The following is a 22,131-nucleotide window of genomic DNA, read 5'->3' on the forward strand; positions in this document are numbered from 1 at the left end:
CAGTGGGCTTTTTTGTGTCTGGGATTCAGCTCTGGCAGGTAGCGCAACACCTGAGTTTGGCGCGTTTTTTGTGGCGAGGGGGCTTGCCCCCGTTGGGCTGCGGAGCAGACCTGGATAGGACGGCTTCACTCATCGTCGTACATCAATTCCAGGCTTTTTATCCATTCATCCGTAGCCTCAAACCTTGCGTAGTACTCCTGCTTTTCTGAATCACTCAGTTGAGTGAAGAAGGGGAGGAAGTAGTTGTCGTTGTAGTAACCCTGAGCGCCTTGCATATCGCCTCCCCACCAGGAAGGGTTGTATCCCTCGAACGCTACCCAGGGCGGCGGAACGGCCAATTTTTCATCCTGAATGACGTTCAGAAAAACGACGCTGTTGGTAACCATCCGAATCGTTGTGGCGTTAAATTCTCCACTGGATTTGAAATAGATCAGGTGTTCGTTTTTCCGGATGTCTGAGTAGCGCTTTACGGGATGGTCGTTGAATGGCTTTTCAGCCTCGAATCTGAAATTCGATTCGACGAGTGTCGAAAATTTATGAGCGTATTCATGGTCGATTAGTAACGCAGAGTAATAGGCCGAGACACCGAAACCCTCCAAAGACACCGCCTGCGGATAATCGGTCAGAGGCCGAGTGAGGTGTCGTAACGGGACGATAAAAACTGACTTCAATTCCGGTATGGAGTAACCGACGATTTGCTCCTCTTGGTCGCGCCTTACGAAGGTCTTGATGCGATTGAAAATGCTCATTCCCTGTCCTCGATCCTTGAGATAACCAATCAACCTTGTCCGTTCTTGTGCGCTGACAGATAGGCGTGCTGTTCCGCTATCCACGCGTCCGGGTAGGGCTCCGAGTCCTCTGGAAACTCGGTTCGATACGTTCCGAAATCCAGAAAGTCGTAGTAAATCTGCATTGCTTCAATGTGGGAAGTAGCCCAGAAAATCCATATGCATTCACTGCCGGACTCGTTGAGGTTTCTGGCGGCATCACCGGATGGGCCGAGGGAGATGCAGGAGGGGAGTTGCTGGCCGTTTTCGTCAGGGCATAGCCAGATTTCGTGGTAGTAACGGTTGGGCATTGAGAATTTTTTACCGATTAGGGCTAGGCCATTGTAAGCGTTGGATTTAGCAAGCAATTCGTAGGTCAGCCCTTCCTCACGAAATGAGGTACGCCATTCGGGATAGTCGGGTCGGGGCTCACAAAGTAATCGAACGAAACGTCCTTGCTCAGAGATTGAAGCTTCTTCCACTACAGCCATATCCCCTGGCGCGGCTTGGGGGCGTTGGTTCAGCGTGTTGTGTAGTAAAAAGCCCTGTCCCATTTATGTGGGGCGGGGCTTTTGTGTTTTTAAGATTGAAAGATCAAAAGATCGCAGCCTTCGGCAGCTCCTATGTGTTCGTGTTGTTCGCGTGTCGCAGATATCGCCGATACAAAACGACACCCATGACAACCGAAAGCAACCCAACCCCCGCATTACCCAAAAGCCAAATCGCAAAGTTTCGACTTTGGTCTGCCTCACTCTCGTAGAACGGCCCAAAGTAGCCAGACACTGCCACGAATATCAAATTAAACGCCCCAACGGCCAGGGCAACAACAAGGATGACGAACAATGCCCCTTTAACAATTTTCATATGACCTTCCAAAACCATATTTCCTTCGACTCGTGGTAGTCGGAGAAACTGCCCTCAATGGAAAAACCCAACTGAATACGAGGGTAGCTCAGCCAGTCCGTGAGTCTACGCCCGTTCCATAGATCGATATGATCGCCGCTGCGATTGCCGAAGGTCTCGTTTCCTCGGCGCCAGAAATCCTTGAAGAAAATGATGCCTTGTTGCCCTTCAAGATCATCTTCGAAGTCCTTCGGCTTTATCTTTTTGACGGCATGCAGCCCGAGTATTTTGGCTTGGCTTAACGCCTGCGCGATTTCTTCTGCTGCCAATACATGCCCTTCGCTCTTGGGGTGCTGCCAACAGTGGCGGACATCCTTGAGCTTGCCGAGATCAGCACCTGCCCGGCGTAGTGCCACGCCGAGGTTGATAGCACACTGATCACTGAAGTTTTTGGCGCCGTTGGTTCTGCACGGAGCTGCGTCTCCAAATATTTCTGGGTGGTTTTTCCATAACGTGTCGAATGTGAGCACCCTGCCTTCTCCCTGTGGCCCTTTAATCCTGACGGCTAGCCTAGCAGAACGTCCTATTTGCTGAAGAGACCTCTCAGAGGTCAATGGAAAAATCGGAATATTCCCTCACCCTGCCGTAGGGAAGGGCAGTCTGTGGCAAGCCGGTCAACGCGTGCAAATCATCAAGCGTGATGAAGCCGCGGGTGGCGTGCTGAAGTTGGGTACCGAAATCGTTGCTTCCGCTGACGGCACCATCGCCGGTCTGCTGACCGTGCTGCAGAAAGTGTTCAAGGACAAGGTTGCCACCCCAGCCTGGCAGGAAAAACTGCACCAGATCGTGCCTAGCTATGGCACTCAGCTGAGCAGCAGACCTGAGAAAGTGGCTCAAGAGTGGGCTTACGCCGCCAAGGTGCTGGAGCTGACTCCGCCGCCGGATATGGCTCTGTAACTAGAGGCCCTGTCAAAAGCCCACTGGACCGGTGACGGTCAGTGGGCTTTTTTTGTGTCTGGGATTTAGCTCTGGCAGGTAGCGCAATACCTGAGTTTGGCGCGTTTTTTGTGGCGAGGGGGCTTGCCCCCGTTGGGCTGTGAAGCAGACCTGAGGAGAGCGGTTTCACTCATCGTCATGTATCAATTCCAGGCTTTTTTTCCATTTATCCGTAGCCTCAAACCTTGCGTAATACGCCTGCTTTTCTGAATCCAAAAATCTTCGCCTCCCTTACTGAACAGGGCTGCGGTTTGCGATTGCTTCCAAAACCGGCAAGGTTCCAGGTTCTATCATTTCAAGGGGGACGTTAACGAGGACCAGCTTTGCAAATTCGGGAAGTCCCATGAAGAGGATCGAGATCCGCGCGACACTGCCCATATGCGTTTCCAGCCGAAAGTAATTCATCTCCCTAGAGTATCGAACACTACAAACCTCGACCCAACTTAAATATCCGTGCTTTCGGAACACTCGGCCGAATGTAAGGCCATGCTCCGAGACTTCGTGTCGTTCGAGAAAATAAACGGCAACTAGATAGAGTCCCAGTAGCGCAAAGCTGAGAAAGCCAGCCGTTGTCCACGCAGTAGTCGTTTTATTGCTGATGATATTTGAGATGATTGCCAAGGCGGAGGATCCCAAGAGGCAAGTAAGGCCAACAATAAGGACGCCTCTCGGTAGTCTCAAGAGTCCTGATTCCTCAGTCGTCCGTTCCTTCATCTGCTCTTTCATGAACCATCGAAGAATAATCAGTATCAGAAGAGTTGCACTTGTCCATTGTATTATGAAAGCCAAGAATGAGTTGCTCATTGTGTCCCTCGTCGTTCTTGAATCCATATATTCTTTGGTGCTGTGGAGTTTGTTTGAATGCTCTGAGGTTGGTGGCGTCCCGGCGCGACTGTATATCCGGTACGTGAAGCAGCATTGCCAGTCGCTCACCGTAATTTTGCCTTTGCCTTCTTCAAGCATTCATCCATTGCTCTTTCTTGCACTGCTAATATCTTGTTTTGAGGTTGATAGAGTCCCGACACGGTTGTATATCCGTTACGTGAAGCGGCATTGTCAGTCGCGCCCTGTAACTTTTCTTTTTCCTTTTTCAAGCATTCATCCAGTGCTCTTTCTTGCTCTGCCGATACATCGATTTGAGGTTGATGGTTTTCCGGGGTGGCTATATATCCACTGCTGTCATCATTGGGCTCATCGTTTTTAATGGTCCCATCCTTCAAACGCTCCGATGAACTAGCTATTTCGCTTGAATTACTATCGTCTTTCTTATTTTCAGTCGCAGCCTGGCTTGAGTTCTGACTGACAGGGTGGTCACTCGATGTCACGGTGTTTGCGGTGGGTGTGTCGCTAGCTTTATTAGATTCCAGAGGGCGGGCGGCGGGAGCGGAGACGGTGTCTACTTTAACTGTTGGTTTGTTTTTCTTTGTCGACTTATTACCATTTTTTTGCGTTTTCTTAGCCATTGAAAAAGCAGAGTTTAGTTCTTTTTTGTTCTTGTGAATAAGAGTGTCGATCGGCACATAGCTAATAATTTGGTTGGGTTTTCTTTTGATATTTGAATTATAAAATTTCACTTGCTTCTGCGTTAGCTGGATATCGGCAACAGGCGACAATCGAATGAGGCCAGAAATCGCCTCGCGAGCAATAGCGTATGTCAGTTGATCAAGGCTGTAAGAAAAGCTATTACTGGTTTTGGGTATGGCAGAGGGTGGTGCTATTAATTCAATGGCACTGTCATGCCGGGAGAGCAATTTTCCTGCCGCTAAATCTTTATATGTGTAAACAACATTGCATTTCGATCGAGTCCCGCCTCGGGCGTTGCTTATAGATACTGAAGATATTTCTGTACTTATTTCAATGCGGCCGCTGTATTTTCCAAATTCGATAAAACGATCACTGTTATGAATTTCTTTTTGGGTCGCATTCTTGATGGAATTTCCCCAGTTTGAAATTTGTAATTCACCTGAAAAGTTGTTGTCTGTATCTGCATTTTCTTTGGTTTTTATTTCTGCAGGAAGCACAATAATATCTACATTGTATGCGAGGTCATAATAGTCAATATCAGGAACAATGCTATTATTTCTTTCGCTTGAGACTTCTGAATAATTTCTTATGTTGGCACAACTCGTCACTCCGAAAAAGCTAAAAGCCAGCACGAGTAAGGCAGTTATTTTTTTTGTCGACATGTTACCCTCCCATAATTATTGATCAAGGGCTTGCGTTGTCGTTGACGCATAACAATGATTGGGCCGAATTCGGCGGTAACGAAATAATAGAAGCCTCTAGATAACTCTGCGCTACCAATTCCGACTTTTTTAAAAGTCTATATAAATCATAGGTCTATATTTCACGCCCAACCCCTCAGCTGTAATCGCGCGACTTCTGTTTTTTGACGTCAATATACTGTTGGGTCAGATTGATCCGCAGGAGTAGATGAGGTTCAGGACGGTATCTACGATCACCAGCTGCCTGTGCTTAACCAGTCCAGGCATATAGCCGGTAGCCATGAAGTCAAGGCTCACCACTGGTCTTTCGGATCATTCTTTCCTGACAAGGGATCCGAGGACTGGCAGCCGTGTTCAAACTGAATGTCCGCCCCCCCAGGAGAGATGAATCCGGCCCCATTATTCTGGCTTCAACAGCATCTCTACCCATCACCAACTACACTTTCTCCAGCCAGTCCGGGCAATCGTCCGGGGGCACACTCCAGGAGGAATCATGACAAGGAAAAATGTCTCCAGCCCTGAACCCTCAGCTACCGAAGCCAACGTGCTGTTGAGCCCGCCCGACATAGCTGCTCTCGCCGAGATATCCATCACTGATCCTGACAAAATGCACCCTGCGTGGATCAAGGAGCAGTTTCCCGAGTACGTGGACCCGCATGCAGGCCATGAGGCCAGGACGGTTCGCGAGATTAATCACAAAGGGCACGTTGTCCGGATCGTGACCACCTACCAGGTGGAGGTGGATGGGACCCCGGTCCAGGCGCATCTGTTTGTGGACGATGCTGGGCAGGTCCATACGCACGCCACTCCATTCGTTTCTTACGGATCGGCTCTCGATTTGATGACAGCGGTAATCGATGCCTATCCCGAGTCTTTCGCCAAGGGCAATGGCGACGGGGGAGAGCACTCCGACCATCCCGTTCACCATGATCACGGAGCACATCATGATCAGGTCTAATGCTGTCAAAGATCTCGCGGCGCTTCAGAAATACGTCGAAGGGGTGAAGCTGCTCAAGGATCCTGCGCTGAATCCCTGGCCTGGGCAGGCCAATCTCTCGATTTATGACTCCCTGGTGGCCTGGCACCACCGGGCCATGATGATTTCAACGCCTGCGGGGCAGATGGCCAGGAATGCTGCGCATGGAGGCCCATCATTTTTACCGTGGCATCGCTACTTTCTAGTGCGGCTGGAATCGTTGCTTCGCAAAGCGGTAAATGACCCACACTTTCGAATTCCATATTGGGACTGGAACACTGACGCGGAACTTCAGGACCCCAGGACATCAGTCATCTGGTCGAATCAGTACCTTGGACAGTTCGTGGACGGGAAGTGGCGGGTACGACTGATGGGTGATGGCCGCACCATGGAACTGGGCCGGGTAAACCGCCCCCTGGTGCGTTATCTGGGGGGAGGTGGGGCGCTGCCCAGCCGAGCCAATGTACGCAAGGTCATCCAGGAAAATACCGTGTATGACAAAGTGCCCTACGACGCGGCGCAATCCACCGGTGGTGCGCGCAACTACATCGAGGGATGGACTGGCAAAGAACGCATTCACAACAACGTCCATGTGTGGGTCGGCGGTGACATGGGGTTGTCGTCTTCGCCAAACGACCCGGTGTTCTTTCTGCATCATTGCAATGTCGACCGGCTCTGGGCGGCATGGCAAGCGAAGCATCCCGCCGCCGCTTACGTACCTGACGCAGCGGCTCCCGATACGCTCAAGTTCCATCGGATCGATGACCCGATGTACAGCCCTTTTCCGGAAAAGGTGACACCTCGAGATGTTCTGAATTACAGCCAGTACTACAAGTACGACACTTTGAGCGACCTGCTTTAGGCAGCATCAAGCGGGGGAGCCTCTAGTCATACTGAACGCCTGCTCTTGCAGACTCGTTTGTATCAACGCAGCCAATTGTCGGGTGGCAGGCGCCAAGTGTTCTGCCCCTCGATAAAGCACATAGCCGAGGGTCGGCAGCGGGGTTAGACCGTCAATGACGGCGAGATGCCCTGGCAGCCCAATGCGGGTTCGCACCGTGAGGCCCAAACCGGCCGCAACGGCCGCCCAGATTCCACCAACGCTGGGGCTGGTTAGCGCGATTCGCCAGGGAATCCGCGCCTCATCAAGTGCCTGGGTGGCCGCGCTGCGCAACACGCAAGGGGCGTCGAACATGATCAATGGCAGGGGGAGATCGACAGAGTCGTTGATGGGGGGCGTGTCACGAAGCCCGATCCAGTGCATCTGCGTTTCACCCAAGTGCGTGGCGTAGGGGGACTTGTGCCCTGTGTCCCAAGACAGGGCCAGGTCCAAGCCACCGCTGTCGATCAATGCAAGCAGTTCGGTATTACGCGCGATCCTGACTTCGAGGCTCACCATCGGGTACATCTTGACGTAGCGTCGCAGAATGTCGCTGAGAAAGTGTTCGCCAAAGTCTTCCTGAAGCCCGAGGCGTACCGTGGCGGCGGTCTGGCTTTCGTGCAGGGTCTGGAAAATGCTGTCGTTCAGTTCAAGCAGTCGGCGTGCATGGCTGAGCAGGGTTTCACCCACCGGCGTCAACACCAGCCCTCGACCGGATTTGCACAGCACTGGCGTGCCTACCTGTTCCTCAAGCTTCTTGAGTTGTGCGCTTACGGCAGACGTCGAGCGATTGAGCCGATCCGCCGCCTTGGCAAAGCTGTTGAACTCCACGCCGGTCACGAAAGTACGCAGCACATCAAGATCGAAGGTCGGACGGCGCATCTAATCATCCATTAATTCGGGACTAAGGCTGCTATTAAATCTGATATTCGGAATGATCGCGACTTGATAGTTTTCCCCTGTCAGTTGGATTTTCAGGAGTAGGTCTTAATGCCATTTGCACGTATTTCACTGCACCGGGGAAAGTCTGCCGAGTATTTACAGGCCCTCTCACAAGGGCTGCACGACGCCTTGGTAGAAAGCTTCGAAGTGCCGATGGCTGATCGATTCCAGGTCATTCACCAACATGAAACGGGCGAGCTGATCTTTGATCCCGACTACCTGGGCGGTCCTCGTAGTGATGACTTTGTGCTGATCGCGATTACTGCCGGTCGCCCTCGAGACATCGAGACGAAACAGCGTTTTTATCGCAACCTGGTCGAGAAACTGGGCCGAGCGCCGGGCATCGATTCTGAGGACGTGATGGTGGTGATTACCACGACCGCGGCAGATGAGTGGTCGTTTGGTGGCGGGCGGGGCAACTAGTTTTTGCTCTCAAGCCTGTATTCCGTAAATGTGGGCTATCTGTGTCTATCGGCAGCGTGGCCCGATTGATAGGGTCCGTACTCACTCCACGTTGATGAGGCAATAATGGACCTTACCGCCATCCCCTTTGGGACTACCGATTGGTCGAAGATCGAACCGGTCGAACATGCTGGCCAGACGGGCACGGCCTACTGGCGGACATGCCAGTTTGGTTCGACGCGTGTGCGGATGGTTGAATACAGCCCCGGATATCTGGCCGATCACTGGTGTTGGAGAGGTCATATCCTATTGTGCCTGGAAGGCGAGTTACACACAGAACTGGAAGATGGCCGCCAGTTCACGCTGACTGCCGGAATGAGCTATCAGGTGGGCAACGATGCTGAGGGGCACCGCTCGTTTACCACTAGCGGTGCGAAGTTGTTCATTGTGGATTGATGTCTCGGATCTGATCCGTATTTTTCTTGGTTATCTGCATCTGTAATGGGATCAGCCCGCGGCTCACAATGACGGCACGGTCAGCAGTGGCGGTAACCGCTGCACCGCAAACTCATAGCGTAGGAGGCCCCATGGGCAAGATGGCAATTTTCCTGGGTGGATTTCTGGTGTTGACCATTTTGATTGGCGCGCTGGCCACGATCTCTCCCGTTTAGTCTCGTCCTGCGATCAGCAAAAAGCACAACGCCTCCACACTGGGAGGCGTTGGTTTTCTTCGGACAAGCTGATAGCACGGGGAATCAAGACCGCTTCAACGAATATGCTTGGAATAGGCCGCCTTAAGTGCCTCGGATACAAGGGCAATCAGTATCGGGGTAGAGCTGGACTGCATGTCTCTGCCGATGTCAGTTCGCCGCTCCAGCACTTTGCCAGCGTATTTGGATGCCTGGCCTTCAGACGTGAGTGACAACAGCTCTTCTTCAGTAAAAGACTTCTCATAAGCCGCAGCAAGATTCTGATTCCATTTCGGCTGGTACTGTGGAAGTAACGCGTCAATTTCGCTCGATACGGCACTGTGTGCTTTTTCACTCCCTAACTTTTCAATGAGCATCGCAAAGGTTTGTGTTTTCTTTGCCGCCAACAGGGCCAGTGTTGGCAGGCTGTCACCGACATGGGTTTGAGCAACAAAAGCGAGTGCTGTCTTATGCGCAAGTACTTCAGCCGCGACCGTGGTGGACAACACGATGGGCGCTACGAATGCGACCGCGACACAAAAAGACCTCATCAATTGATCTGGCTCCTTCGGTTCGCCACGTCGGTGATGCGCTACTGAGAACCCTAGTTGGGAAATACCTATATCGCTAGTGATTCGGTTCCACTGGGTTTGAACCTGGGGGCCCAAGCAATAAAAAGCCCACTGAACCAGTAACGGTCAGTGGGCTTTTTTCACGCTGGATTGAGCGCTTGCATCACCTCAGGTCAAACCGATCCAGATTCATCACCTTGACCCAGGCTGCCACGAAGTCTTTCACAAACTTCTCCTTCGCGTCGTTGCTGGCATAAACCTCAGCCAACGCCCTCAGCTGTGCATTCGAGCCAAACACCAGATCAACACGCGTCCCCGTCCATTTGAGGTCGCCGGTTTTACGATCGCGTCCCTCGAACTCTTCATTGGCCTCTGACACCGGTTTCCATTCCACGCCCATGTCGAGCAGGTTTTTGAAGAAGTCGTTGGTCAACGCTCCCGGTTGTTTCGTGAACACGCCGTGTTGGGTTTGGCCGACGTTGGTGTTCAGCACGCGCAGGCCACCAATGAGCACGGTCATTTCCGGCGCGGTGAGGGTCAGCAGTTGCGCCTTGTCGATCAGCAGTGCCTCGGCCGGTACGCGATAGCGGGTTTTGAGGTAGTTGCGGAAGCCATCGGCGGCGGGTTCGAGGTAGCCGAAGGATTCAACGTCCGTTTGCTCTTGCGAGGCGTCCATGCGTCCCGGTGTGAAAGGCACCGTGATGGTCTGGCCGGCATTTTTTGCCGCTTGTTCGACGCCGACACAGCCGGCCAGCACGATCAGGTCGGCCAGGGAGATTTTCTTGCCGCCGGTTTGCGCGCTGTTGAACTCATTCTGGATGCTTTCGAGTTTCGCCAACACGCTCGCCAGTTGCCCAGGCTGGTTGGCCTGCCAGGATTTTTGCGGAGCCAGACGCAGGCGTCCGCCGTTGGCGCCGCCACGTTTGTCGGAGCCGCGGAAGGTGGAGGCTGCTGCCCAGGCGGTTGATACCAATTGCGAGACGGTCAGACCGCTGGCCAGGAGCTTGCTTTTGAGCGCGGCGATGTCGCTGTCGTTGACCAGGGCATGGTCGACCGCCGGGATCGGGTCTTGCCACAGGAGTACTTCGTTGGGCATTTCCGGGCCGAGGTAGCGGGAGAGGGGCCCCATGTCGCGGTGGATCAGTTTGAACCAGGCGCGGGCGAAGGCGTCGGCCAACTGGTCCGGATTGGCGAGGAAGCGCCGCGAAATCGGTTCATAGATCGGGTCGAATCGCAGCGACAGGTCCGTGGTCAGCATGGTTGGGTTACGCCGCTTGGACGGGTCGTGAGCATCCGGAATGATGCCCGCGCCGGCACCGCCTTTCGCCGTCCACTGGTTGGCACCCGCCGGGCTCTTGGTCAGTTCCCACTCGAAGCCGAACAGGTTTTCCAGGTAGTTGTTGCTCCACTTCGTGGGCGTGGTGGTCCAGGTCACTTCCAGGCCGCTGGTGATGGTGTCGCCACCTTTACCGCTGCCGAAAGCGCTTTTCCAGCCCAGGCCTTGCTGTTCGAGGCCTGCGGCTTCGGGTTCTGCGCCGACGTTGTCGGCAGGGCCGGCGCCGTGGGTTTTGCCGAAAGCGTGGCCGCCAGCGATCAGCGCCACGGTTTCTTCGTCATTCATCGCCATACGGCCGAAGGTTTCGCGGATGTCTATCGCCGCAGCGACCGGGTCCGGGTTGCCTTCCGGGCCTTCCGGGTTGACGTAGATCAGGCCCATTTGCACGGCGGCGAGCGGGTTCTCCAGGTTGCGTTCGCCGGGTGCTTGCATGGCTTCTGTGTCTTTGCCGTAGCGGACGTCACCGCCCAGCCACGTGCTTTCGGTGCCCCAGTAGACATCTTCATCCGGTTCCCAGACGTCTGGCCGACCGCCAGAAAAACCAAAGGTCTTGAAGCCCATGGACTCCAGCGCGACGTTGCCGGTGAGGACGATCAGGTCGGCCCAGGAGATGTTGTCCCCATACTTTTGCTTGATCGGCCAAAGCAGCCGCCGCGCCTTGTCGAGGCTGACGTTGTCCGGCCAGCTGTTGAGCGGGGCGAAGCGCTGCTGACCGGAGCCGGCACCGCCACGACCGTCACCGACGCGGTATGTGCCGGCGGCGTGCCAGGCCATGCGAATAAACAGTGGCCCATAGTGACCGAAGTCCGCAGGCCACCAGTCTTGCGAATCAGTCATAAGCGCATGCAGGTCTTGTTTGACCGCCGCAAAGTCCAGTTTTTTGAACGCTTCGGTGTAGTTGAAGCCCTCGTCCATGGGGTCGGACAGGGGCGAGTGCTGGTGCAGGATCCTAAGATTCAGTTGGTTCGGCCACCAATCGCGGTTCGTCGTGCCGCCGCCAGCGGCGGCGTGTTTGAACGGGCATTTCGATTCATTTGCCATGTATGCGCTACCTTTGGTCGTGTTCATCCGGCTATCCGGCCCGGGGTTGGGCACGCAATAGCGACGAGCGGAATCAATGACATAGGCTGTAGCCGTTCGATCAATTGATCGTCGTGGTCACACGGGAAATCCGGATAGCGGCAATCGAGTTGCCAGCACGGTGGCCCACGGCAAGCCTAGTACGCTTTCTGACTCATTCGTATCTCTTCTCAGGTCTCAACCGGCCGGCTGACGCCAGCGCTCCAGTAAGGGTAGACGCCTATAAAGCAGTCAGCTAATAGGGGGAGTATTGGGGGGTGATAGGGATAGTCTTTTATCTGAGCCGTCGAGATGGAGCCGATCAAAAGGTATGCTGGGCCTTTTCCGTTGACCGCCACCCAAGGATCCACCCGATGTCTTTAAGCAAACGCGATCAGGCACACATCGAACGTCGCCTGGTCGCCACCCTGACCGAGGCGTGTGAAACGGCCAAGGCGGAAATAGTCGGGTTTTGCTGGTTGACCCACGAAATCGATTACGACGCCTTTCCATCCAGCCTGCGGGTGATTTGGGTCTTCGATACGCAGGCCCATAGGGATCAGGCGCTGGCGAGCGGGCAGGGCGAGCGCATGGTTGAACTGACGGCCGTAGCATTAAATGAAGCGGACGTACTCGTCAGCCCGGTCGCGGCCCATGTGCAGTTTGATTCTGAAGAACAATGTCAGCGTGCCAATGGCGGCAACTGGCAGCAACGCCTGGCGCCCAAGCGCTCGACGCGAGGTTGAGCCGTGGCCAAGGATATCGAAAATCCGTGTATTTCCGTTTGCCAGCTCAGTGGTGAACTGTGTGTCAGTTGTGGTCGCACCAAGGATGACATCAGAAAATGGAAACGCATGAAGCGTCCGGAAAAAATGGCGGCGGCGCAGCGGGCGAGTGTGCGGTTGAAGGGGCTTCAGAAAAGGAAGGTTTGAGGGGAAATACCTGTTGAAGGTCGTATGTGATCTGTAGCAGCTGGCGAAGCCTGCGTTCGGCTGCGAAGCAGTCGTAAAGCCAGAGTTTGCAGTGCATTAGGCAGATCGCGTCGGCCGGACTCACGACTGCTTCGCAGCCGAACGCAGCGTTCGGCGGCTGCTACAACGAGTGCGTGTCTGGACACGTACCAAGCATCAGATTAAACGCTCAGTTCAGGCGTAAAACCTTGAGCCCACTGGCGTCTGGCTGAGCATCAACACCACCTGCTTCCTCTGGTTGCCCTTTTCGGTTACCCATCAGGTTTTTTCTGGACGCGACGTGCCGATCATCACAAAAAGTGCTCGGGCTATCCGCTCACTTTTGTTCCGCCAGGCGTGCCGGGTGCCGTTTTGGATAACGATCTCGCCTGCCTTCACCAGACGGCTCTGACCGTTATCCAGCTCCAACCACATCTCTCCCTCCAGAATGATTCCGTAATCAATGGTGGCGGTGGTGTGCATGCCCGGATTTTCCGGTTCAAACGTTTCGATCAGGCCCGGCAGTGCGGCGCTCAGCTCTTCAAAAGCCTTAACGCCATCGACGAGATTCTGCATGACGGTGTCAGGCGGGAAATCAAACACGGCGATGCTGGTGCCACCCTGAGGAGGAATCAGCGACGCATAATCGAGCGTGGGATCGTGTTCCTGTGCAAGGAGTACCGGATTGGCGGGAGTGGTCCACAGCTGTGCCATCGCTTGCCCCGGGATGGAGGCAAAGGATTGCGCCCTTGGGGCATAGTCGTCGGAAACGAACACGGAATTCCCTTGTTCGTCGTGGCCGGTCACGATTCTTCTTATCTTCATTCTGGATTACTCAATGAGGCAGCCCATGGTGAACCAGGCCGAACCGCTGATCTGGATATCGTTGTCCATGATCCAGTGTAGGTCGACGGGGACTTCGCCGGTGATGGCGCCGACGTCCGAACCCCTAAGGTTGCGCGCACACCGCCCGAAGGCAATCACGCAGCCACCGATGCGCCGAGTCGGCATCCATCCGTGGATGCCACAGCATCGAAATGGTGATCGGCGGCAGCTCGAACGGCAGATCGAAACTGTGCAGGCCGGTGCGCAGGTTTTGGGTATGTCGGGCAGGCACGGTGGCGATCAGGTCCGAGGCGCGAGCCAGTGCCAGGGCGGCTGAGAAACCGCCGACGACGGTGATGATTTCCCGCTGCAGTCCCAGCGCTTCCAATGCTTCATCCATCGGCCCCTTATCGAGACCGCGCCGTGAAACCAGGATGTGCCGGCCAGCGGCATAACGGGAGGCGCTGACCTCGCCTTGGCTCAGCGGATGCCCCGTGCGCACGACGCCGATGAAACGGTCCTCGAACAGCGCGCGGGTGCGCACTTCCGGGCTGGTCGTGCCGCCGACCACACCGGTTTCCAGATCGACGGAACCGTCGCGAAGTGCGGCGCTGTCCTTGCTCGGCTTCTGCACAAAGTGCAAGCGCACGCCGGGGGCTTCTTCGCTGACGCGGGCGATCAGCGCCGGGCCGAAGTTTTCGACGAAACCGTCACTGGTGCGCAGCGTGAACGTGCGCACCAGGTGCTTGAGGTCGAGCTGTTCGGCGGGGCGCAAAACCGCCTCGGCGTCTTGCACCAATCGACTGACGTGTTCGCGCAATTCGAGCGCCCGGGGCGTTGGCACCAGGCCGCGTCCGGCCCGGACCAGCAGCGGGTCGCCTGTTGTTTCGCGCAACCGCGCCAACGCCCGGCTCATGGCCGACGGGCTCTGCCGCAGTCGTTGGGCGGCGCGGGCGACGCTGCCTTCGGCGAGCAGCACGTCCAGGGTAATCAGCAAATTGAGGTCAGGAGTCGTCATGCCGCAACGTTAGCACGGCTCCGGGCTGACATGGCGTCAAACGCATCTATCAAGTGCAAATGCTGCGCCTTCCGCCTTGTCACGCACGGGCATACGCTGCTGATCTACCTTTCAGACGTGGCCAGACAATGAAATCCATCACTCAATCAGGTTCGGTGCGCTGGGCGCTTGCCAGCCTTTCGCTGTCGATGTTGATGCCTTCACTCGACACCAGCATCGCCAATGCGGGATTGCCGACGTTGGCCGAGGCGTTCGATGCTTCCTTCCAACACGTGCAGTGGATTGTTCTGGCGTATCTGCTGGCGATCACCACGCTGATCGTCAGCGTCGGACGGCTTGGCGACATGCTCGGCCGTCGGCGTTTGCTACTGGTGGGCATCGGCATTTTTACCTTGTCATCGCTGGCCTGCAGTGTCGCGCCGTCGCTTGGGTGGCTGGTCGGCGCCCGGGCGGTGCAGGGGCTTGGGGCGGCGATCATGCTGGCGCTGACCGTGGCATTTGTCGGTGAGACGGTGCCGAAAGCGCAGACCGGCAGCGCCATGGGGTTGCTCGGAACGATGTCGGCGATCGGCACCACGCTGGGGCCGTCGCTCGGTGGGATGTTGATTGCCAGCGTTGGCTGGCAGGCGATTTTTCTGATCAACATACCGCTGGGTGTGCTGAATATCTGGCTCGCGTATCGCTATTTGCCTGCGGATGCTCAGCGGGCGAAAGCGGGGCGGGTGGGATTCGACAAGGCAGGCACGTTGTTGCTGGCACTGACGCTCGCAGCGTATGCGCTGGCCATGACGATCGGGCGCGGTGATTTTGGTCCGCTCAATATCGCGCTGCTACTGGCGGCTGTTTTCGGCGTTGGGCTTTTCATCTTCGTTGAGGCCACGGTTGCATCGCCATTGATCACATTAGCGCTGTTCCGCCAACAGGGATTGAGCGCCAGCCTGGCCATGAGCGCGCTCGTTTCGACGGTGATGATGGCGACGCTGGTGGTCGGGCCGTTTTATCTCTCGGGTGCGCTTGGCCTCGGCACCGCACTTGTCGGTTTCGCTTTGTCGGTCGGCCCGTTGGTGGCTGCATTGACCGGCGTGCCGGCCGGTCGCCTGGTGGACCGTTTCGGCACTCGGCGCATGACCCTTGTCGGGCTCGCGGCAATGGCGCTCGGCGCGAGTGCTTTATCAATGATGCCAGCGGGGTTCGGCCTCCTCGGTTACCTCGCCCCCATCGCGGTGATCACGGCCGGCTACGCGTTGTTTCAGGCGGCCAACAACACCGCGATCATGACCGACATCCGCCCGGACCAGCGCGGCGTGATTTCCGGCATGCTCAGTCTGTCACGCAATCTCGGCTTGATCACCGGAGCTTCGGTGATGGGCGCGGTGTTTGCGCTTGCCTCGGCGACGACAGACATCACCAGCGCGTCTCCCGCAGCCGTCGCCAGCGGCATGCGGATAACGTTTGCCGTCGCCGTGGCACTGATCATCCTGGCCCTTGCTGTGGCCCTGTTGCCGAGGGTTTCGGACTGCTGCACTGTGTGCAGTAATGAACTGCAGTAAGGCTATATTGTTCGCTATAAATCGAATGCCGATACTCCCTTCACATCGCGCAGACGGGCTGCGCTGAAGTGAAGGAGTCAGGCAATGGTTTCTGTTGTTCGTATCGCACACACCGGCGCACCTGAAGTGATGAACATCGAGCAGGTGACGGCGCGTGAACCGGGGCCGGGTGAAGTCTGGCTGGAGCAAGAGGCGATTGGCGTCAACTTCCTCGATGTGACCCAGCGCAACGGCGCCGTACCGCTGTCATTGCCGTCGGGGTTGGGTCTTGAAGGGGCGGGCCGGGTTGCCGCCATCGGCGCGGGGGTGAGCAACGTCAAGGTGGGTGATCGGGTGGCGTACGCCACGGGGCCGGTTGGCGCTTACGCCAGTGCGCGACTGTATCCGGCCGAGCGGCTGGTGCCGATTCCCGACGCGTTGACCGCTGAAGAGGCCGCCGCGGTGTTGTTCAAAGGCATTACCGCGCAATACCTGCTCAAGACGACTTATCCGGTCGGCCCCGGCACCATCGTGGTTCTGTATGGCGTAGCGGGCGGCCTCGGACAGATCATGGCGACGTGGGCCAAACACCTGGGGGCTTTTGTCATCGGCATTGTGTCCCGGGCCGAGAGTGTCGAGACGGCCAAGGCGCTGGGCTGTGATGCGGTGCTGGTGTTCAACGCCCGGACACTCGCCGCGGATGTCGCGAAGATCACCGACGGCAAGAAAGCCGATGTGGTCTACGATCCCATCGGGCGCGTGTCGTTCGAAGCGTCGCTCGACTGCCTGCGACCACGTGGGTTGATGGTGTCTTTCGGCGCATCGTCCGGGGCGCCGACGGCGGTCGAACTGGCCACGCTCAATGCCAAGGGCTCGCTGTTTCTGACCCGTCCTTCACTGGGTGCGCACACCGCGGACATCACTGAATACCGGCAACGGGCCGATGATGTACTGGCCGCAGTCGAGGCGGGCATAATCAAGCCCGGTATCTGGGGCCGCTATGCATTGGCCGATGTGGCCAAGGCCCATGCCGATCTGCAAGGTGGCCAATCTCGCGGAGCGATTGTCCTCAAACCTTGATCGCCGCTATCTGAAAGAAGAGTGTTTCGTGAACCCACTGGACAGCCGCCACATCGATGAAATTGCCGCGTTGCTTGCGGTTGCTTCGGCGCATTCATTCGTGGCCGCCGGGCGCCTGCTGCAACGTCATCCGACAGTGATTTCAAAGCGGCTGGCGGCCATGGAAAAGCGTTTGGGCGTGCGGCTGATGGAGCGTACGACACGACAGGTGCGGTTGACCGATGCCGGCAACCGCCTCGTCGAACGCCTGCGTTCTGCCACCGGGTTGATTATCGAGGCCGAACAGGAAGCCTCACTGGGCGCCGCGCAGGTGCGCGGCGTTTTGCGCCTGGCTTTTCCGGCGGCGATGGGGCGCCTGTGGCTGGCGCCGATGTTGCCGGAATTTCTGGCAGCTCATCCGCAGGTTTCCGTCGAGGTGGATTACAGTGATCGTGTCGTCGACATCATTGCTGAAGGATTCGATGCGGCAATTCGTATCGGCGAATTGAATGACAACCGCCTGGTGGCGAAGAAGCTCAGCGATCATCGCCGCATCCTCTGCGCTTCACCTGCTTATATAGAACAGCACGGTTTACCGACCAGCCCGAAACAGCTGACCGATCACAACTGCCTGGGCTTTACCGGCCTGGCGGCGTTCCCTGAATGGCGCTTGTCGAAGGGCGATCGGCACGAGAAGGTCATCACGCGGGGAACCTTGACCTCGAACGACGGCGAAGCATTGCTCGCTGCGGCCAAGGCCGGCGTCGGTATCCTGGGCGCCGGCGAGTGGCTGATGAGCCGGGAGATCGCCAACGGCCAGTTGGTGCGCGTTCTGCCGGAGTGGGATCTGGATGCCCAGGGCGGGATCTATCTGGTGCGAGCGTCCGCCGCCTTCACACCGGCGACGCTCATGGCATTCAAGACATGGCTTGAGACCAGATTCGCAGAGGGGCCGCCTTGGCTGCATGCCGTGTGACGGCCTCTCTGCGTTCCTGTTAGTGAGTGCCGCTGACGACCGCCGCTTGCGCCGTGCGCAACTCATGCCGATTGCCACGGAACAACACCAGTGTCGCGATCAACCCCAGCACCGCCGCGCCACTGAGCCAGATCCCCGGCGCTGCCTTGTTGTCCAGCACATGGATCAGGTACGTACAGGCCGCCGGGGTGAAACCACCGAACGTTGCGGTCGCCAGGCTGTAGGCCAGGGAGAAACCGGTGGTGCGAACTTCCACCGGCATGATCTCGGTCAGGGCCACCACCATGGCGCCGTTGTACGAGCCATACAGGAACGACAGCCACAACTCGACAATCAGCAAATGGCTGAAGCTGGGGTTCGCCACCAGCCACGACAGCGCCGGATAAGCCGTGAGGATTGCCAGAATCGTCGCACCCAGCAGCAGGGGTTTGCGTCCGATCTTGTCGGAAAGCGCGCCCATCACCGGCAGCCAGAAGAAGTTCGACAGGCCGATGCACACCGTCACCAGCAACGCATCCAGATCCGACAGATGCAGCTCGGCTTTGCCGAAGGTCGGGGTGTAGGCGGTGATCAGGTAGAACGACACCGTGGTCATCACCACCAGCGCCATGCCGGCGAGGACGATGCCGAAGTTCTGACCGATCGAGCGGACGATGTCCCGCAGGGTAGGGCGGTGTTTGCGTGCCTGGAATTCCGGGGTTTCTTCCAGCGAACGGCGGATCACGAAGATCGCCGGCACGATCATGCAGCCGATCAGGAACGGCACGCGCCAGCCCCACTCACCCATTTGGTCGGGGCTCAGCCAGTGGTTCAAGCCCACGCCGAGCAGGCCGGCGAATACCACCGCGGCTTGCTGGCTGGCGGACTGCCAACTGACGAAGAAGCCTTTGCGACCCGGTGTGGAAATTTCGGCGAGGTACACCGACACACCACCCAGTTCCACGCCAGCGGAGAAGCCTTGCAACAGGCGGCCGAACAATACGATCAGCGGCGCCGCGACGCCCAGCGTGGCGTAACCCGGCACGCAGGCAATCAACACCGTGCCGGCGGCCATCAACGCCAGTGTGATGATCAGGCCTTTGCGGCGGCCGTGGCGGTCGATGTAGGCGCCGAGGAAAATCGCCCCCAACGGACGCATCAGGAAACCAGCCCCGAAAGTGGCCAGAGACAGCATCAGGGAAGCAAACGCGCTATCGGCGGGAAAGAAGGTTTTGGCAATGGCCGTGGCGTAAAAGCCGTAGACCATGAAGTCGAACATTTCGAGAAAGTTACCGCTGACAACGCGAAAGATCGCTTTGCCTTTGCTCGTGCTGGAAGACATTTGTAGATACTCACTCTGGTCAATCTTGTTTGAAAGCGCTGCACCTGTGGGAGGGAGCAGGCCTCGCTCCCATGCGCTCTGAAGCCCATAATGGCGGGCGCGGTTTTGAGGGGAGATGAAGATTTGTTAACTGGACGGTGGGGCGGACTTGTGGTGCTGGCCGGCGTTTTATCCGGTTGTGGCAACGGCGACAGCCTGGAACGCTTCGACGGCCCGACCATGGGCAGTCGTTATTCCATTCAATACGTAAGACATGCCTCCACGCCCGGGCCGAAAGCGGTGCAGGCCGAAGTGGAAAATATCCTCGCCGAAGTGGATCGACAATTTTCGACCTATCGCAGCGACTCGGACATCGAGCGCTTCAATAATTTGCCCGCCAACCACTGTCAGAAAATGCCCACGCCGATCCTTGAATTGATCCGTGTGGGCGAACAGTTGTCATCCCAAAGCGACGGCTCCTACGACCTGACGGTGGAGCCGCTGCTCAACCTCTGGGGATTTGGCCCGCAGGCGCGTGAGGAGAAAGTCCCGAGTGCCGAAGCGTTGGCCGAGGTGCGGCAGCGCGTCGGCCATCGCCACTTGCGCATCGACGGCGACCAGTTGTGCAAGGATGCCGCGATCGAAGTCGACTTCAACAGCATCGCTGCCGGTTACGCGGTCGACACGATTGCCGCCAGACTCGAAGCGCTGGGCATCCACGACTACCTCGCTGAAGCCACCGGTGAACTCAAGGCCGTCGGCAAAAAACTCGACGGCTCACCGTGGCGCATCGCCCTGGAAGAACCCCGTGATGATCAGCACGTGGCCGAGCGTGTCATCGCCGTCGACGGCTACGGCGTGTCCACCTCCGGTGACTACCGTAACTATTTCGAGCAGGGTGGCCGGCGCTATTCCCACACCTTCGATGCCCGCACCGGAACACCGGTCCTACACACTCTGGCGTCAGTCACGGTGATTCATCCTTCAGCGTTGATGGCCGATGGCTTATCGACGCTGTTGCTGATTCTTGGCCCTGAACGGGGTTGGGACTATGCCCAGACGCATGACATTGCTGCATTCTTTGTGATTCGTGCCGATACAGGTTTTGTCACACGCACCAATCAGGCTTTTGAGCGCCTGGCCGGTGAGAAAACCGAGTGATTGCGGCTGCAAAAGCATTTTTCGATGGCTTTGTAGTGCAGGCAAAACTAGCCTACGACGCGACCAAGGGTTAATGTGCGCGGCGTTGACGCTTCTATAGACTGTGTCCGGGTTCTGCACTGGCCCCAAATTGTTCCTTCACGCCGCCGATCGGTGTGATTTAGCCGCAGGCGCCGAGGGTGCCGCGGCCTGTTCTGAGGAGTACGCATGGCTGTCTACAACTACGATGTGGTGGTGTTGGGTTCCGGCCCGGCGGGAGAAGGCGCGGCAATGAACGCCGCCAAGGCAGGGCGCAAGGTAGCGATGGTCGATAGCCGTCGCCAGGTCGGCGGCAACTGCACCCACCTGGGCACCATCCCGTCCAAGGCCTTGCGTCACTCGGTCCGGCAGATCATGCAGTTCAACACCAACCCGATGTTCCGGGCCATTGGTGAGCCGCGCTGGTTCTCGTTCCCGGACGTATTGAAAAGCGCTGAAAAAGTCATCTCCAAACAAGTCGCCTCGCGCACCGGCTACTACGCCCGTAACCGCGTCGACGTGTTCTTCGGCACCGGCAGCTTCGCCGACGAGCAAACCATCGAAGTCGTCTGCGCCAACGGTGTGGTCGAAAAACTGGTGGCCAAGCACATCATCATCGCCACCGGCTCGCGTCCTTATCGTCCGGCGGACATCGATTTCCATCACCCGCGCATCTACGATAGCGACACCATCCTCAGCCTCGGCCACACCCCGCGTAAACTCATTGTTTACGGCGCCGGCGTGATCGGCTGCGAATACGCCTCGATCTTCAGTGGTCTGGGTGTATTGGTTGAACTGGTGGACAACCGTGGTCAGTTGCTGAGCTTCCTCGACTCGGAAATTTCCCAGGCCCTGAGCTACCACTTCAGCAACAACAACATCACGGTTCGCCACAACGAAGACTACGACCGTGTCGAAGGTGTGGACAACGGCGTGATCCTGCACCTCAAGTCCGGCAAGAAGATCAAGGCCGACGCCTTGCTCTGGTGCAACGGCCGTACCGGCAACACCGATCAGTTGGGTCTGGAAAACATCGGCGTGAAGGTCAACAGCCGTGGCCAGATCGAAGTCGACGAGAACTACCGCACCTGCGTGCCGAACATTTATGGCGCCGGTGACGTGATCGGCTGGCCGAGCCTGGCCAGTGCCGCCCACGACCAGGGTCGTTCGGCCGCTGGCAGCATCGTCGATAACAACAGCTGGCGCTTCGTCAACGACGTGCCGACCGGCATCTACACCATTCCGGAGATCAGTTCGATCGGCAAGAACGAGCAGGAGCTGACCCAGGCCAAGGTGCCGTACGAAGTGGGCAAGGCATTCTTCAAGAGCATGGCGCGTGCGCAGATCGCCGGCGAGCCGCAAGGCATGCTGAAGATCCTGTTCCACCGCGAGACGCTGGAAGTGCTGGGCGTTCACTGCTTCGGTTATCAGGCGTCGGAGATCGTGCACATCGGTCAGGCGATCATGAACCAGCCGGGCGAGCAGAACACCCTGAAGTACTTCGTCAACACGACGTTCAACTACCCGACCATGGCTGAAGCCTATCGGGTAGCGGCGTACGATGGCCTCAACCGGCTTTTTTGAGCGGCTCCGGCCGGTGGCCTGAGC

Annotated in this window: 22 protein-coding genes and 1 pseudogene; 12 read left to right on the forward strand and 11 right to left on the reverse strand. The window is 57.1% G+C overall.

Annotation, left to right across the window (positions count from 1 at the left end):
- Positions 1-125 precede the first annotated feature (125 nt).
- The 4 genes from LOY36_RS09755 to LOY36_RS09770 all read right to left on the reverse strand — a co-directional run bounded on the left by LOY36_RS09755 (position 126) and on the right by LOY36_RS09770 (position 2,140).
- On the reverse strand, positions 126-749 hold the full coding sequence (locus tag LOY36_RS09755) for a hypothetical protein (protein WP_019649435.1): 624 nt from the start codon (positions 747-749) through the stop codon (positions 126-128).
- 29 nt (positions 750-778) lie between these two features.
- Positions 779-1,249: a hypothetical protein gene (locus tag LOY36_RS09760; protein WP_258673071.1), complete on the reverse strand. Its 471-nt coding sequence runs from the start codon at positions 1,247-1,249 to the stop codon at positions 779-781.
- Positions 1,250-1,388: 139 nt separating this feature from the next.
- On the reverse strand, positions 1,389-1,631 hold the full coding sequence (locus LOY36_RS09765) for a hypothetical protein (RefSeq protein WP_258673073.1): 243 nt from the start codon (positions 1,629-1,631) through the stop codon (positions 1,389-1,391).
- A complete protein-coding gene (locus LOY36_RS09770) occupies positions 1,628-2,140 on the reverse strand; it encodes a type VI secretion system amidase effector protein Tae4 (RefSeq protein WP_258673074.1) in 513 nt (170 codons plus the stop codon). Before LOY36_RS09770 ends, LOY36_RS09765 begins: the two co-directional genes overlap by 4 nt.
- Before the next feature lie 100 nt (positions 2,141-2,240).
- Here LOY36_RS09770 and LOY36_RS09775 point away from each other — a divergent pair.
- A pseudogene (locus LOY36_RS09775) lies at positions 2,241-2,552 on the forward strand (malate:quinone oxidoreductase); the annotation flags it as partial.
- 983 nt (positions 2,553-3,535) lie between these two features.
- Here LOY36_RS09775 and LOY36_RS09780 read toward each other — a convergent pair.
- The gene (locus LOY36_RS09780) at positions 3,536-4,792 is read right to left on the reverse strand and encodes a hypothetical protein (protein ID WP_258673075.1); all 1,257 of its coding nucleotides are present in this window, start codon (positions 4,790-4,792) and stop codon (positions 3,536-3,538) included.
- Positions 4,793-5,324: 532 nt separating this feature from the next.
- Here LOY36_RS09780 and LOY36_RS09785 point away from each other — a divergent pair.
- Positions 5,325-5,789: a hypothetical protein gene (locus LOY36_RS09785; RefSeq protein ID WP_258673076.1), complete on the forward strand. Its 465-nt coding sequence runs from the start codon at positions 5,325-5,327 to the stop codon at positions 5,787-5,789.
- Positions 5,776-6,669, forward strand: a complete 894-nt coding sequence (locus LOY36_RS09790; protein ID WP_258673077.1) for a tyrosinase family protein — start codon at positions 5,776-5,778, stop codon at positions 6,667-6,669. Before LOY36_RS09785 ends, LOY36_RS09790 begins: the two co-directional genes overlap by 14 nt.
- A 6-nt stretch (positions 6,670-6,675) precedes the next feature.
- Here LOY36_RS09790 and LOY36_RS09795 read toward each other — a convergent pair whose 3' ends face one another.
- Positions 6,676-7,569 (reverse strand): LysR substrate-binding domain-containing protein, encoded by an 894-nt coding sequence (locus LOY36_RS09795; protein WP_258673078.1) that lies wholly within the window; start codon positions 7,567-7,569, stop codon positions 6,676-6,678.
- Positions 7,570-7,677: 108 nt separating this feature from the next.
- Here LOY36_RS09795 and LOY36_RS09800 point away from each other — a divergent pair, with 108 nt between their 5' ends.
- Positions 7,678-8,052: a tautomerase family protein gene (locus LOY36_RS09800; protein ID WP_064616942.1), complete on the forward strand. Its 375-nt coding sequence runs from the start codon at positions 7,678-7,680 to the stop codon at positions 8,050-8,052.
- A gap of 105 nt (positions 8,053-8,157) precedes the next feature.
- Entirely contained in the window at positions 8,158-8,487 is a 330-nt protein-coding gene (locus LOY36_RS09805) for a DHCW motif cupin fold protein (protein ID WP_007935309.1), read from the forward strand.
- A 310-nt stretch (positions 8,488-8,797) separates the two neighbouring features.
- Here LOY36_RS09805 and LOY36_RS09810 read toward each other — a convergent pair whose 3' ends face one another.
- Positions 8,798-9,229, reverse strand: a complete 432-nt coding sequence (locus LOY36_RS09810; RefSeq protein WP_258673079.1) for a hypothetical protein — start codon at positions 9,227-9,229, stop codon at positions 8,798-8,800.
- Between the two features lie 226 nt (positions 9,230-9,455).
- On the reverse strand, positions 9,456-11,696 hold the full coding sequence (gene katG / locus LOY36_RS09815) for a catalase/peroxidase HPI (RefSeq protein WP_258673080.1): 2,241 nt from the start codon (positions 11,694-11,696) through the stop codon (positions 9,456-9,458).
- 365 nt (positions 11,697-12,061) lie between these two features.
- Between katG and LOY36_RS09820 the strand changes: the two genes are divergently transcribed.
- Together LOY36_RS09820 and LOY36_RS09825 are read left to right on the forward strand one after the other, a co-directional pair.
- Positions 12,062-12,433: a hypothetical protein gene (locus LOY36_RS09820; protein WP_258673081.1), complete on the forward strand. Its 372-nt coding sequence runs from the start codon at positions 12,062-12,064 to the stop codon at positions 12,431-12,433.
- Positions 12,434-12,436: 3 nt separating this feature from the next.
- Positions 12,437-12,619, forward strand: a complete 183-nt coding sequence (locus tag LOY36_RS09825) for a DUF1289 domain-containing protein (RefSeq protein WP_081628231.1) — start codon at positions 12,437-12,439, stop codon at positions 12,617-12,619.
- Between the two features lie 297 nt (positions 12,620-12,916).
- Here LOY36_RS09825 and LOY36_RS09830 read toward each other — a convergent pair whose 3' ends face one another.
- Both LOY36_RS09830 and LOY36_RS09835 read right to left on the reverse strand, forming a co-directional pair.
- Complete coding sequence (locus tag LOY36_RS09830) at positions 12,917-13,462, reverse strand: cupin domain-containing protein (RefSeq protein WP_258673084.1); 546 nt, start codon at positions 13,460-13,462, stop codon at positions 12,917-12,919.
- 124 nt (positions 13,463-13,586) lie between these two features.
- A complete protein-coding gene (locus LOY36_RS09835; protein WP_258673086.1) occupies positions 13,587-14,480 on the reverse strand; it encodes a LysR family transcriptional regulator in 894 nt (297 codons plus the stop codon).
- A gap of 128 nt (positions 14,481-14,608) precedes the next feature.
- Between LOY36_RS09835 and LOY36_RS09840 the strand changes: the two genes are divergently transcribed.
- From LOY36_RS09840 to LOY36_RS09850, 3 genes are all read left to right on the forward strand, one after another.
- On the forward strand, positions 14,609-16,030 hold the full coding sequence (locus LOY36_RS09840) for an MFS transporter (protein ID WP_258673088.1): 1,422 nt from the start codon (positions 14,609-14,611) through the stop codon (positions 16,028-16,030).
- Positions 16,031-16,114: 84 nt separating this feature from the next.
- On the forward strand, positions 16,115-17,089 hold the full coding sequence (locus LOY36_RS09845) for a quinone oxidoreductase (RefSeq protein ID WP_258673090.1): 975 nt from the start codon (positions 16,115-16,117) through the stop codon (positions 17,087-17,089).
- 28 nt (positions 17,090-17,117) lie between these two features.
- Positions 17,118-18,044 carry a LysR family transcriptional regulator gene (locus LOY36_RS09850; protein WP_258673095.1) on the forward strand — a complete coding sequence of 309 codons (927 nt, stop codon included), beginning with the start codon at positions 17,118-17,120 and terminating at the stop codon, positions 18,042-18,044.
- 19 nt (positions 18,045-18,063) lie between these two features.
- On the opposite strand, the gene LOY36_RS09855 is transcribed toward LOY36_RS09850, so the two are convergent.
- Positions 18,064-19,365 (reverse strand): MFS transporter, encoded by a 1,302-nt coding sequence (locus LOY36_RS09855; protein ID WP_258673096.1) that lies wholly within the window; start codon positions 19,363-19,365, stop codon positions 18,064-18,066.
- A 90-nt stretch (positions 19,366-19,455) separates the two neighbouring features.
- Between LOY36_RS09855 and LOY36_RS09860 the strand changes: the two genes are divergently transcribed.
- Positions 19,456-20,505, forward strand: coding sequence for an FAD:protein FMN transferase (locus tag LOY36_RS09860; RefSeq protein WP_258673101.1), 1,050 nt, complete (start codon positions 19,456-19,458; stop codon positions 20,503-20,505).
- A gap of 207 nt (positions 20,506-20,712) precedes the next feature.
- On the forward strand, positions 20,713-22,107 hold the full coding sequence (gene sthA, locus LOY36_RS09865; RefSeq protein ID WP_258673103.1) for a Si-specific NAD(P)(+) transhydrogenase: 1,395 nt from the start codon (positions 20,713-20,715) through the stop codon (positions 22,105-22,107).
- The last annotated feature ends 24 nt before the right edge of the window (positions 22,108-22,131 follow it).

The organism is Pseudomonas sp. B21-019, assembly GCF_024749225.1.
Classification (GTDB): Bacteria; Pseudomonadota; Gammaproteobacteria; order Pseudomonadales; family Pseudomonadaceae; genus Aquipseudomonas.